Here is a 13,020-nt window from a genome sequence, read left to right on the forward strand (position 1 = left end):
AGCCACCTGCCGAAACGTCTGGATAATCTGCAGACAGGCACGGGCCGCTTCCTGACCCTTGGTCAGAAAATGCCGAGTGAAAAAGTCGATGTGCTGCGCGTGTTCCTGGAAGTGATGCGGCGTCAGCACCGCTGACAGGATCGGCACGCCGGTTTCCAACTGCACCGTGAGCAAAGCATTCACGACGCTTCCTGCAACGAAATCATGCCGGTAGATTCCGCCATCGACGACGAGGCCGGCAGCGATGATGGCTTCGTAGCGTCCGGTTTCCGCCAGCCTTTTGGCAAGTAGCGGAGTGTCGAACGAACCCGGTGCATCGTAGACGTCGAATCTTTCCGGCTTGACGCCCTGGCGCTGCAGTTCGCCCTCAAAGCCGATGCGGCACTGGTCGACGATGTCCGCATGCCAACGCGCCTGGATAAAGGCGATGCGCGGCCTTGGTGTTGGGGTGTTTGGGGTATTGCTATTCTGGAACTGATCCATGTCTTTCTCCTTCGAGTGGACGTGAATCAGGGCACAACCAAATGGGGCTCATGACCGCCCTGCAGCGATCCGGCCTTTCAGTTGTTCTCTTTCATCCGGACTACACCGTCGGCTTCGGGATCGCACCGAAATCTGCTGACCTTTCCAGCGGACTGGAAAGCGCTCGCGGGCTCGCACCGGTGTCTTCCGACATGCAGTGATTACCGCCGGTGGGGAATTGCACCCCGCCCTGAGAACACTTAACGCTGGCACCTTAATGGATTGCCTTTACGGGTCAAGCGCTGGTTCCGGAACTTGTGAGACGACGGCGCTTAATACTGCGCCGCCCGGTCAACGATGTTCTTCAGGGGCTCACCGCGCTCATAGGATTCGATCTGGGCGATGATCTCGGGAACAAGCGCCTGAGGGCTCGAACTCGCTGCCGCGTGCGGCGTGATCATGACCTGGGGATGCGTCCACAGGGGACTGTCTTTCGGCAGGGGTTCCTTGTTGAAAACATCCAGCGTCGCGACCGACAGCATGCCGCGATCCAGCGCTGACAGGATATCGGCTTCGTTCTGCAGTCCACCGCGGCCGGCATTGATGAGTGTCGGAGCGCCAAGCGGCCCTTCCGCTTTCATCTGCGCGAACATCGTCATCGAAAGGATGCCCTTTGTATCAGGCGTCAGCGGGAGCAGGCAGACCACGATGTCCACGTCCTTGAGGAACTCCTTGAAGCCATCCTTGCCGAAATGCGTGGTTACACCTTCGATGGTTTGCAGCCGGCGGCTCCAGCCGCTGACCCTGAATCCAAGCATGCGCAATTTCTGTGCCGCATCGCGTCCAAGCACGCCGAGGCCGAGTATGCCGACGGTCACCTCATGGGCTGCGGGCTGCCGCCGATCCTCATGCCAGACTTTCTGGCGCTGCTGCTGTCGATAGCGATGCCCGAGCCGCTGATGATCGAGTACCTGCCAGACCACGTACTCGCTCATGCGCATGGTCAGGTCGGGCGACACGATGCGGACAATGGGAACATCCGGAATCTGGTGGTCATGGAACACGTGGTCGACGCCGGCGCCGAGCGAAAAGATGACCTCCAGATTGGGCAGCCCCGCGAGCGATCCCTGCCGCTGTTTCCAGACGAGCGCGTAGCGAATTTTCTCCTTGTCGGTATCGGTATCCAGCACGAGCTTGCGGCCGGGCGCGGCCTTGGCAAACTCGGAACGCCAGATTTCCGGATCCCATCCGGTCACCGCCAAAAGGATATTGTCGCTCACGCTTTTCGTCATTCACTCACCGCTCCCTGTTCGGCCGTTTCTATCCTGAAGGCAGCGGCCATCAGGGCTTTTGTGTAGTCGGTCTTGGGTCTCGCGAAGATCTCCTCCGAAGGTCCGTACTCCACGGCCTTGCCATTGCGCATCACCAGCACGTCATTGGCAAGCGCCTTGACCACCTTCAGGTCGTGGCTGATGAAAAGATATGCCAGATTGTGCTTTTGCTGCAATGCGCGCAAAAGGTCGACGACCTGAGCCTGTACGCTCATGTCGAGCGCCGATGTGGGCTCATCGAGCATGACGAAGCGCGGATTGAGGACCATCGCCCGGGCGATTGCGATGCGTTGCCGCTGGCCGCCGGAGAACTCATGCGGATAGCGGAAGCGGTTGTCCGGATCGAGATTGACTTCCTTCAGGGCCGCCACCACGCGTTCATCCCGCTGGTCCGCGGAAAGGTGAGGTTCATGCACCTGGAGTCCCTCCGCGATGATGTCGGAGATCGACATGCGCGGTGACAGCGAACCATAGGGATCCTGGAAAACGATCTGCAGTGCACGCCGCAGCGGCCGCATCTCACGGAAGGAATATTTGTTGATATCCTTGTCGCCGAAACGGATGACGCCTTCGGACGAAATCATCCGCGACAGGGCCAGCCCGAGGGTCGTCTTGCCCGAACCGGATTCGCCGACGACGCCGAGCGTCTGACCGGCGCGGATCGTGACATCGATGCCGTCCACTGCCTTCACATGATCGACGGTCCTGCGCAGGAACCCCTGCTTGATCGGGAACCAGACCTTGATCTGCTCGCCATGCATGACGGGTTCAGATGTAGTATCAGCCGATGGCGGATTGCCCTTTGGCTCTGCCGCAAGCAGGTGGCGGGTGTAGGCGTGCTGCGGATTGTCGAAGATCTGCCGGGTTGGGCCGGTCTCGACGATCTTGCCGCCGGTCATGACGCAGACGCGGTCCGCGATCTTGCGAACGATCCCGAGATCATGGGTGATGAACAACATCGACATGCCCTGCGCGGCCTTGAGGTCCGCCAAGAGCTTTAGGATTTGCGCCTGCACCGTAACGTCGAGTGCAGTGGTCGGCTCGTCGGCGATCAAAAGCTTCGGTTTGTTGGCAAGTGCCATGGCGATCATCACGCGCTGGCGCTGGCCACCGGAGAGCTGGTGCGGATAAGCTGACATGCGTTTTTCGGGGTCGCGAATGCCGACTTCCTCAAGCAAGGCCAGGGTCCGCTGCCGTGCCGCCCTGTCGCCCATGCCCTGATGCAGTTTGAGCACTTCACCGATCTGGTCCTCGATCGTGTGGAGCGGATTGAGCGAGGTCATCGGCTCCTGAAAGATCATCGTGATGTCATTGCCGCGCACCCGGCGCAGGTCAGTCTCATCCTTGTCGAGAAGGTCTTCGCCCTTGAAGAGGATCTGGCCTGAAGGATGCGAGGCTGGCGGATAAGGCAAGAGCTTGAGAATCGACAGCGCCGATACCGATTTGCCCGAACCGGATTCGCCGACAAGGGCAAGGGTTTCGCCCTCGGCAATGTCGAAGGATATGCGATCGACAGCCAGCGTGTCGCGCCCGCCCTGCGTGAAGGCAACGGAAAGGTCGCGGACCGAGAGGAGAGGCGCACTCATTTGAAAGCCTTGCGTGGATCGAAGGCATCGCGGGTTGCTTCACCGACAAAGATCAACAGCGACAGCATCAATGAGATGACAACAAAGCCCGTGAGCCCGAGCCACGGCGCCTGGAGATTGTTCTTGCCCTGGGCAAGCAATTCGCCAAGCGAGGGCGATCCAGGCGGGAGCCCGAAACCTAGAAAATCAAGCGAGGTCAATGTGGTGATCGATCCGTTGAGAATGAAGGGCAGGAAGGTCAGCGTCGTCACCATGGCGTTGGGCAAGAGGTGCCGGAACATGATCGTACGGTCGCGCACACCAAGTGCGCGGGCGGCGTTGACATACTCAAAATTGCGGGCGCGCAGGAATTCGGCGCGGACAATGCCGACGAAGCTGACCCAGGAAAACAGCAGCATGATGCAAAGCAGGATCCAGAACCCTGGCGGCAGGATCGAGGCCATGATCAGGAGAAGATAAAGGGTTGGGACCGATGACCATATTTCGATGAAGCGCTGGGCGATCAGATCGAGCCAGCCGCCGAAATAGCCCTGCAGTGCCCCGGCCGTCACGCCGATGACCGCAGATGCCGCCGTCAGGATGAGTCCGAACAGAACCGAGATGCGGAAACCGTAGAGTGCACGCGCGAACACATCGCGCGCCTGGTCATCGGTGCCGAGGATATTCATGTTGCCGAAGGTACAGTTCGGATCGTTGACGCCTTGTGGATAGCGTGCGCAACGTTCTTCGGGCGTGAACAGCCAGAACGGCTTCGAAGGGGCGGTATCGGGCAACTCGTTGTTGACAGTGCGGTAGGAATATCGGACCGGCGGCCAGATTGCCCAGCCATTGGCATTGATCTCGTCCTGGATCACGGGGTCGCGGTAGTCCGTTACCGCGTAGAAACCGCCGAACTTTTCTTCCGGGTAATCGACAAGGACAGGAAACAGGATCTCGCCCTTGTAGGAAACGAGGATTGGTCTGTCATTGGCGATGAACTCGGCGAACAGCGAGGCCACAAACAGGAAAAGGAAGATCCAAAGTGCCCACCAGCCGCGCCGGTTGGCCTTGAAGTTCTGCCAGCGGCGCGCATTGAGTGGTGACAGACGCGGGCGTTTGACGGGGAGCGCGGGCGTAGCGCCGACAATATCGGTCATCAGACGTCCCTCCGCTCGAAATCGATCCGCGGATCGATCCAGGTGTAGAGCAAATCGGACAGGAGACTGACGACCACACCGACAAGCGCAAAGATATAGACGGTGGCAATCACCACGGGGTAGTCGCGGTTGATGATGGACTCGTATCCGAGCAGGCCGAGTCCGTCGAGCGAGAAGATCGCCTCAATCAACAGCTGCCCGGTAAAGAAGATGGAAATGAAGGCGCTCGGAAAACCAGAAATGACGATCAGCATGGCGTTGCGGAAGACGTGCCCATAGAGGATCTTGCGCTCGCTCAGGCCCTTGGCGCGTGCGGTCGTGACATATTGCTTGCGAATTTCGTCCAGGAACGAATTCTTGGTGAGCAGCGTCGTCGTCGCAAAGGCCGAAAGCAGCATGGCGGTGAGCGGCAGGACCAGATGCCAGGCATAATCCACGATCTTGCCCCCCAGCGAGAGCTGCGAGAAATTGTTCGAGGTGAGGCCTCGTAGCGGAAACCAGTCGAAGAAAGACCCACCGGCAAAGAAAACGATCAGCATTATGCCGAAGAGGAATCCGGGGATCGCGTAGCCGACAATGATTATGGCGCTCGTCCAGATGTCAAAGGTGGAGCCGTCGTGGATTGCCTTGCGGATGCCGAGGGGTATTGAAATCATGTAGGAAAGCAGTGTCATCCAGAGGCCGAGCGATATGGAGACCGGCAGCTTCTCCTTGATCAGGTCCACGACGCTGATATCGCGGAAATAACTCTTGCCGAAATCGAAGCGCACGTAGTTCCAGACGAGCAGCCCGAATCGTTCCAGCGGCGGCTTGTCGAGGCCGAACTGTTTTTCGAGACTGGCGATGAAGGCTGGATCCAGACCCTGTGCGCCGCGATATTTCGAGTTGTTGGTCCCGACGCCAAGCTGATCCTGGCCCTGGCCGAAGTCGGAGCTGTTGCCACCGATGCGGTCCATGGCATTGCCGCCCTGTCCGGTCAGCTGGCCGATAATCCGCTGGACGGGGCCGCCTGGTACGAATTGCACGATAACGAAGCAGACGAGCAGTACTCCGAACAGGGTCGGAACCATCAGGGCAAGGCGACGGAGAATGTACGCTCCCATCAGATGAGCGCTCCGTGCAATGCAGTCCTATCAAACCTTACCAATAGCTTTTGCCTTTGCTTCGTCAAACCACCATAGCGTTTCTGCCGGAAAACCATAATCGGGTTTCGGCTCCTTGAAGCCGAACATGTCCCAATAGGCGACCAGATGATTCGCTGAGTACCAATTTGGAATCCAGTCGCGTCTTATACGCAAGAGCCGATCAAGAACTTGCATGATTGTCACCAGTTCGGCCCGCGAGCCTGCCTCGCTGACCTTGGCGATCAAGGCATCGATCACGGGATCGGCAATGCCCGGCAAATTGTATGAACTGGGAGCTGAAGCCGACACGGAACCGAACATGGCCTCAAGCGATTCCCTCGTCGGCGTCGGGCTGAGCAGGACTGCCATGCCCATGATGTCGAAATCGAAATCCTGCAGCCTGATCTGGTATTGCGCCGGATCGACAAGCCGCAAGGATGCATTGATGCCGATCGCCTGGAGATTGTTGATGAACGGCGTATAGACGCGAACGAATACCTCGGCCTGAATCAGCATCTCGAGATTGAGCGGTTTGCCGGCACCATCCACAAAACGGTTGGCGTCGCGCTTGAAACCCGCCTCATTCAATAGTTCCACGGCGCGCCGCAGGTTTTTGCGGTCGCGGCCCGAGCCATCGGACTGCGCCTGGACAATCGCGTCACCGAAAATAGCCTCCGGCAGCCGGTCCCGGAAAGGTTCCATGATGGCGAGCTCTTCCGGCGACGGTTTGCCGGTGGCGCGAAAATCCGACCGCTCGAAAAGCGATTGCGATCGCTCATACATGCCGTAGAACAGATTTTTCTGCGTCCATTCGAAATCGAAGCAGAGCGCGATGGCCTCGCGAACACGTGGGTCGCGGAAATGCTCCCGACGCTGGTTCACCGCCCATGCCTGAAGTTGGGGGCGCTTTTCGGCAGCGAACTCGCGCTTGATGACGCGTTGTTGCTGGACGGCAGGGAAATTATACTCGGTGACCCATGTCTTGGCAGTAGATTCCCTGCGCCAGAAAATGTCGCCCTTCTTGAAGGCTTCGAACTCCGGCTGGCGGTCACGGTAGAAGTCGATCCTGATGCGGTCGAAGTGGCTCAAACCGCGCTGGACCGGCAGGTCCTTCGCCCAGTAATCGGCAACGCGCTCATATTCGATGCCTTGGCCGGCGTGGATGCTGTCGGCGCGCCAGGCACCCGAACCGAGCGGTGGCTCAATGGTCGAAGCATCGAATTCGCGGGTAGCAAACCAGGTCCTGGACAGAATGGGCATGGCGCTCGCAATGTCGAGGATGGCCCGGTCGGAGTGTTGGCCTGTAAATGTCAGCCGCAGCGTGTGGTCGTCCTCTGCGATGATTTCCTTCATCTGCGTGAGCAGCAGCAAAAGCTCGGGATGGCCTTTTTTCTGCAGTGTCTGGAAGCTGAATACCACATCATGTGCGGTCAGGCTGGAACCGTCGTGGAACCTTGCTTCAGGCCGCAGCCTGAAGGTGAATGTGTTGCGGTCAGCGGAGACGGTCACCGTTTCGGCCACCAGCCCGTAGATGGAATCGGGCTCGTCCAACGCCGAAGTCATCAGCGTGTCGTAGCAAAGTTCCATGCGTGGCGGCGCATCGCCCTTGGCGGAAAATGTATTGAGCGTGTTGAAGGTCTGCGGAGACTGGTTGTAAAGCCATGTTGGCGGCGAGAAGGCGAATGTGCCTCCCTTCGGTGCCTCGGGACTGGCATAGTCGAAATGCGTGAAGTCCTTCGGATATTTCAGTTCGCCAAAAGCTGAGAGGCCATGCAACGGCACATCGGTTGCGACGTCAGCCAGGGCGAAGCGCGGGGTCATCGCCGCCAGGATCGTCGCGCTGGAAATCCTGAGCACGTCACGGCGGTTGAAAAGTGTCATTCGGTACGCGCCTTGATTGCCTTTTCCCTGGCGGGATCGATCCACCACGAAAACGGATCAATACCGCTATATTCAGGCTGTTTCCCCGGCATGCCGAATTTGTTCCAGTAGGCAACGTTGATCTTATCATCGTACCATTGCGGCACAGCGTAGAAATTCCACAGCAGAACCCGGTCGAGCGCGTGGGTCGCGGCCACCAGTTCGTCGCGATCCTTGGCAAAGATGACGCTATCGATAAGCTTGTCAATGGCGGGATTCTTGATTCCCATGTAGTTGCGGCTGCCCGGCGCATCCGCAGCCGCCGACCCCCAAAACTCACGTTGCTCATTACCGGGTGACTGAGTCTGGGCCATGACGATCATGATCGCGTCGTAGTCGAAATCATTCACGCGCGCAGTGTACTGATTGCTATCGACCACGCGTATCGATCCCTGGATACCGATACGCCGCAGATTGTCGATGAACGGTCCGAAAACGCGCTCATCGCTGGGATCGTCACCCAGAAATTCGATGGTCAGAGGTTGGCCGGTCTCGGTGTTCACCAGCTTTCCGTCCTTCTGCGCGTATCCTGCCTCACGCAACAGAGTGACTGCGCGGCGAAGATTCTCACGTGCTGCTTGCGGCGTATCATAGACGGGGAGCTTAAACTCCTTGGTAAAGACCTCGTCCGGCACCTGACCGCGCACAGTTTCCAGGATTTCAAGCTCCTTGCCACTCGGCAGTCCGCTTGACGCAAGCTCAATTCCGGCAAAGTAGCTGTCGATGCGCTTATACTGGCCAAAGAACATGTTCTTGTTCATGTTCTCAAAATCATATGCCCAAGTGAGGGCCTCGCGTACTCTTGGATCCTTGAACTTGTCGCGACGGCTGTTGAGGATATAGCCCTGCATTCGCCCGATGGCGCGGTAGGGAAAGGTCTTCTTGATGACGTCGCCCTTTGCGACTGCGGGAAAGTCATATTCACGCATCCAGCGACCGATACGATTTTCCTGGCGATAATCCTGGAATCCGCCCTTCTTGAATGCCTCCCAACTTGCATTGGCATCCCGGAAATATTCATAGCGTAACGTGTCGTAATTGTTTCTGCCCACATTGACGGGCAGATCCTTCGCCCAATAGTCGGGGGCGCGGCTCCAGATCACCGTCTTGCCTGGAACGATGCTTTCGATCTTGTATGCGGAAGAGCCAAGTGGAATTTCCGTGGTCGGTTTGGATATGTCGCGCTTCTTGCCGCTGGCATCAGTCCCCTCCCACCAGTGTTTCGGCAGCACCACCAAGTCACCCATGATATTGGGCAGTTCGCGATTGCCGCCGCTGCTGAATGTGAATGTCACCTCGCGCTCGCCAGATTTTTCTGCCTTGACCACATCATGGTAGTACTTGTTGTAGAGCGGGCTTTGCGCCTTGAGGACGTTGAAAGTCCATATGACATCGTCAACGGTGATCGGCTGCCCGTCGTGCCATTTGGCGGCCGGATCGAGACGGAACTTCACCCACGAGAAATCTTCCGGATAGGAAATCGCTTCAGCAATCATGCTGTATGAGGTTGAACCCTGGTCGATGGACTGGTTCATCAATGTATCATAGAGCAGCCCCCCGCCGAATCCGACGAGCCCGGCCGCCGGGCTTCCCTGCACGACATAGGGATTGAGACTGTCGAAGCTGCCTTCCACCGTTTGATTGAGCGTGCCGCCTTTCGGCGCTTGCGGGTTCACATAGTCATAGTGCTTGAAGTCGTCGCCATACTTGGGCTCGCCGAGGAGACTCGTCCCTTTCCGCCATTCCGGCTCTGCCGCATTCCCATTCTGGTAAGTGCCAAGGACGGCAAGGGCAACAATGGCGAAGCAGGCAACGGCAGGGCGAAATCGCAAATCGGTCTCCACAGGTTCTCTTTGAGGATTGGTTCCAAGAGATTAGCCGTCAGTCTAAGATAAAATGCGGCAGAGAACAGGCCCTGACGGAAAAAACACGGGGTTGTTGATACAAAAAAGCCGGGCACTGGCCCGGCTCCTGCAGATCTGAATCTTGGTTTCTTAGTGGGCAGTGCCTTCGGCTGGCTTTGCTGCACCGTCTGCCGGAGCCGCTGCATCACCCGCAGGTGCTGCATCAGCAGCCGGGAGCGGCTTGGGGCTATCGGACAATGTCCGCAGATAAGCGATCAGGTCGGCACGCTCATTGTCTTTCTTGTCGCCGGCAAAGCCCATGGCTGTGCCTTTGATGTAGCCCTTCGGCGAGGTCAGGAAGTGATTGAGATGATCATAGGTCCACAATTCCTGGCCGCCCTTGGAGAAATCCTTCATGGCGCCGGAATAGCTGAAGCCTGCATGGGTCGCGATCGGACGGTCGACGATGTCCCAGAGATTGGGGCCAACCTTGTTCGCGCCGCCCTTGTCGCCGGTGTGGCATGCAGCACAACGCTTGAAGATGGCTTCGCCGCGTGTTGCATCTGCCGAGGCAAGCAACGTTGCAATCGGCACTGCCTCGGTAGCAGGAGCACCGCCAGCTTCCGCCTCACCGCTGGCTTCTGCTGCCTCGATGATGAAGCCGGGCTTCTCGGGCGCGTGTGAGTCGAATATAGAATCGGACAGGATGCCTGCCGTCATGACAACGAAGACGGTCGCCAGAAACGCCATGGCATATTTGTTGAATGGTGTCGATTCCATCGTCGATCATTGCTCCATTTGTGTCTTGTTCAAATGTGCCGGGCGCAGAGTTCCTTTGCGCACTTGCCTTGGCAGTGCAGGAGCTTTGTGTTCAGCACACTTGCGGAGGCTCTCAATATCTGGTCAATGCAGATCAGTGCATTTGCGGTGAGAGTCCCCTCGTGATCGCGCGGAAACTAGGTCTTTTGCTCGCGACTTGCAACACATATAAGGGCGGTTCTGCCTGAGACTTTTTGACACCGTGGGTGGCTGTGACGCATGAAAATATTGACACTAATACCTGCCCGAATGGCTTCGACTCGCCTGCCTGACAAGCCGTTGGCCGATATTGCCGGCAAGCCCATGATTGTGCATGTCGCCGAACGCGCCAAGGCTGCGGGCCTTGGCCGCACCGTTGTCGCGACCGATAGCCTCGACGTCAAGTCGGCCGTTCAGGCGCATGGACTTGAGGCGGTCATGACCCGCAATGACCACGAGTCCGGCTCAGACCGGATCTACGAGGCGCTTATCGCCCTTGACCCTGATGGAGCCGTCGATGCCATCGTCAACGTACAGGGCGACCTTCCGACGATCGATGCCGCGATCATAAGGCGCGCATTGGTGCCCCTGCAGAACGGCCCGGCCGACATCGGGACGCTTGGAGTGGAGATCCGCCGGGAAGATGAGAAAACCAACCCGAACGTGGTGAAGATTATTGGCTCGCCAACGGGCAAGGATCAGATGCGTGCGCTCTACTTCACCCGGGCCACGGCTCCGTGGGGTGATGGCCCTCTTTACCACCACATCGGCCTTTACGCCTATCGTCGCGCCGCGCTCGAGCGCTTCGTCGGGCTCGGCCCGTCGCCGCTTGAGCGGCGCGAACGGCTTGAACAGTTGCGTGCGCTGGAGGCCGGCATGCGGATTGATGTTGAAGTCGTGGATTCGGTGCCGCTCGGTGTCGATACGCCGGAAGATCTTGAACGTGCACGTGAAATTCTTACCACAAAAGGCAATTGACAATGACCAACCGCATTTCCTTCCAGGGCGAACCCGGCGCCAATTCCGATACCGCCTGCCGAAACATGTTTCCTCACATGGAGCCCATGCCTTGCCCGACATTCGAAGACGCATTCAACGCGGTTGAGAGTGGCGCGGCAGACCTTGCCATGATCCCCATCGAGAACACGATCGCGGGGCGTGTGGCTGACATTCATCACCTCCTGCCGGAATCGCGGTTGCATATCGTCGGCGAATATTTCCTGCCGATCCATTTTCACTTGATGGTCTTGCCCGGTACCAAGCGCAGTGAGATCACGTCGGTCCACAGCCACATCCACGCGCTTGGGCAATGCCGTAAATATATTCGCAAGAATGGATGGAAGCCGGTGATCGCCGGCGATACCGCAGGCGCCGCGCGGCTCGTGGCGGACGTCAAGGACAAGTCCATGGCGGCCCTGGCCCCGCGTCTTGCCGCTGATCTCTACGGTCTCGACATAATGGAAGAGGATGTCGAGGACACCGACAACAATGTCACCCGATTTGTCGTGCTCAACAAGACGAAAAAATGGGCGCCTCGTACTTCCGACCAACTGACGATCACAACCTTCGTCTTTCGAGTGCGTAACGTTCCTGCCGCGCTGTACAAGGCCATGGGCGGATTTGCCACCAATGGCGTCAACATGACGAAGCTCGAAAGCTATCAGATCGATGGAAAGTTCACGGCAACCCAGTTCTATGCCGATATCGAAGGTCATCCGGATGACAAAAACGTCGCCCATGCGCTCGACGAGCTCGAATTCTTCTCCAAGGAAGTGCGCGTTCTTGGCGTCTATCCGGCGGATACGACTTTCCGCGGCGCCCAGGACGAGGAAGACTAAGCGCCGCCTTCCAGCCAGCTACGGATGAGGTGAGCGGCGATCGCACCCCGGGGTGGTGTCATCAACCCATCCGGATGGGTGCGATCAAGCATGGTGGCGACTTCCGCGCGTTCAAACCAGCGGCCGTCCTCAAGCTCGTCCCTGTCGAGCGTGTAGTCGTCGGACAGAGCCTCGGCGTGGCACCCGATCATGAGCGAATAGGGGAAGGGCCATGGCTGACTGGCGTGGTAGAGTACGCGCCCGACGCGAAGGTTAGTCTCTTCGAGGGTCTCGCGACGCACGGCATTCTCGATTGTTTCGCCGGGCTCGATAAAGCCGGCCAAGCATGAATACATGCCCGGACCGAAATGCGGTCCACGCGCCAGCAAACATTTATCGCCACGCACCACCATCATGATCGCGACGGGATCGGTTCGGGGAAAGTGCTGCGCATCGCAATTGGGACAGGTGCGGCGGTAACCGCCGTCGCGCATAACCGTTTCCGAACCACAGCGACCGCAGAACCTGTGATTGTCGTGCCAGCTGAGCAGCGAGACCGCCTGGGCCATCGCTCCGAGCTGTTCCGCTGGAATGAGGCCTTGCGTATAGACGGAGCGGTAGTCGATGGCCTTGACGCGTTCGGGCAAGGCCGTCAATTCAATGCTGCTTGGTGTAGCAAGAATGGGCATGTCATCCAGCATGCCGAGATAGATTGTCTTGTTGGGGACGGGCAGAAGCGTGGCCGCATCATTCAAGTTGAACAGCGCATCGCCCGCGCTGCTCATATTGACCAGTAGCTGGCCCTGGCTGACGAGCAGCATGCGGGCATTGGTGTTTGCCAGCGCGAAAGTCACCACATCGTCACTGCGCTTTTCTGAATGGCGGTTGATCCTGTTACCGGCAAATCCGACGTAATGGCTCGCCTCCGTTTCCGGGACATCGAAAAGGCGAAACGACATGGCTAAAACTCCAGGATACCCGTCCGGAAGGGGACTGCACGCA

General features: G+C 58.3%; 11 protein-coding genes and 1 riboswitch. Of the genes, 2 read left to right on the forward strand and 9 right to left on the reverse strand.

From position 1 onward, the window contains the following. The 8 genes from K9U38_RS15635 to K9U38_RS15670 all read right to left on the reverse strand — a co-directional run. The coding region (locus K9U38_RS15635; protein ID WP_224495281.1) for a 6,7-dimethyl-8-ribityllumazine synthase at positions 1–483 on the reverse strand (483 nt) is incomplete at its 3' end. A 79-nt stretch (positions 484–562) separates the two neighbouring features. Beyond that, a riboswitch (FMN riboswitch) is annotated at positions 563–724 on the reverse strand. A 70-nt stretch (positions 725–794) separates the two neighbouring features. Beyond that, positions 795–1,754: a 2-hydroxyacid dehydrogenase gene (locus K9U38_RS15640; RefSeq protein WP_224495282.1), complete on the reverse strand. Its 960-nt coding sequence runs from the start codon at positions 1,752–1,754 to the stop codon at positions 795–797. Beyond that, a complete protein-coding gene (locus K9U38_RS15645; RefSeq protein ID WP_224495283.1) occupies positions 1,751–3,379 on the reverse strand; it encodes an ABC transporter ATP-binding protein in 1,629 nt (542 codons plus the stop codon). Before K9U38_RS15645 ends, K9U38_RS15640 begins: the two co-directional genes overlap by 4 nt. Then, on the reverse strand, positions 3,376–4,515 hold the full coding sequence (locus tag K9U38_RS15650) for an ABC transporter permease (RefSeq protein ID WP_224495284.1): 1,140 nt from the start codon (positions 4,513–4,515) through the stop codon (positions 3,376–3,378). Before K9U38_RS15650 ends, K9U38_RS15645 begins: the two co-directional genes overlap by 4 nt. After that, positions 4,515–5,618 (reverse strand): microcin C ABC transporter permease YejB, encoded by a 1,104-nt coding sequence (locus tag K9U38_RS15655; protein ID WP_224495285.1) that lies wholly within the window; start codon positions 5,616–5,618, stop codon positions 4,515–4,517. The genes K9U38_RS15650 and K9U38_RS15655 overlap by 1 nt, the downstream gene beginning before the upstream one ends. A 30-nt stretch (positions 5,619–5,648) precedes the next feature. Further along, positions 5,649–7,520, reverse strand: a complete 1,872-nt coding sequence (locus K9U38_RS15660; protein WP_224495286.1) for an extracellular solute-binding protein — start codon at positions 7,518–7,520, stop codon at positions 5,649–5,651. Next, positions 7,517–9,391: an extracellular solute-binding protein gene (locus tag K9U38_RS15665; RefSeq protein ID WP_255607302.1), complete on the reverse strand. Its 1,875-nt coding sequence runs from the start codon at positions 9,389–9,391 to the stop codon at positions 7,517–7,519. The genes K9U38_RS15660 and K9U38_RS15665 overlap by 4 nt, the downstream gene beginning before the upstream one ends. Positions 9,392–9,553: 162 nt before the next feature. Beyond that, positions 9,554–10,183, reverse strand: coding sequence for a c-type cytochrome (locus tag K9U38_RS15670; RefSeq protein WP_224495287.1), 630 nt, complete (start codon positions 10,181–10,183; stop codon positions 9,554–9,556). Between the two features lie 258 nt (positions 10,184–10,441). On the opposite strand from K9U38_RS15670, the gene K9U38_RS15675 reads away from it, so the two are divergent. Both K9U38_RS15675 and K9U38_RS15680 read left to right on the forward strand, forming a co-directional pair. After that, complete coding sequence (locus K9U38_RS15675; protein ID WP_224495288.1) at positions 10,442–11,179, forward strand: 3-deoxy-manno-octulosonate cytidylyltransferase; 738 nt, start codon at positions 10,442–10,444, stop codon at positions 11,177–11,179. A 2-nt stretch (positions 11,180–11,181) separates the two neighbouring features. Then, a complete protein-coding gene (locus K9U38_RS15680; RefSeq protein ID WP_224495289.1) occupies positions 11,182–12,039 on the forward strand; it encodes a prephenate dehydratase in 858 nt (285 codons plus the stop codon). Here K9U38_RS15680 and nudC read toward each other — a convergent pair. Next, positions 12,036–12,977: an NAD(+) diphosphatase gene (gene nudC, locus K9U38_RS15685; RefSeq protein WP_224495290.1), complete on the reverse strand. Its 942-nt coding sequence runs from the start codon at positions 12,975–12,977 to the stop codon at positions 12,036–12,038. The two genes, K9U38_RS15680 and nudC, sit on opposite strands and share 4 nt — an antisense overlap. Positions 12,978–13,020 lie beyond the last annotated feature (43 nt).

Source organism: Phyllobacterium lublinensis (genome assembly GCF_020164435.1).
Taxonomy (GTDB): Bacteria; Pseudomonadota; Alphaproteobacteria; order Rhizobiales; family Rhizobiaceae; genus Phyllobacterium; species Phyllobacterium lublinensis.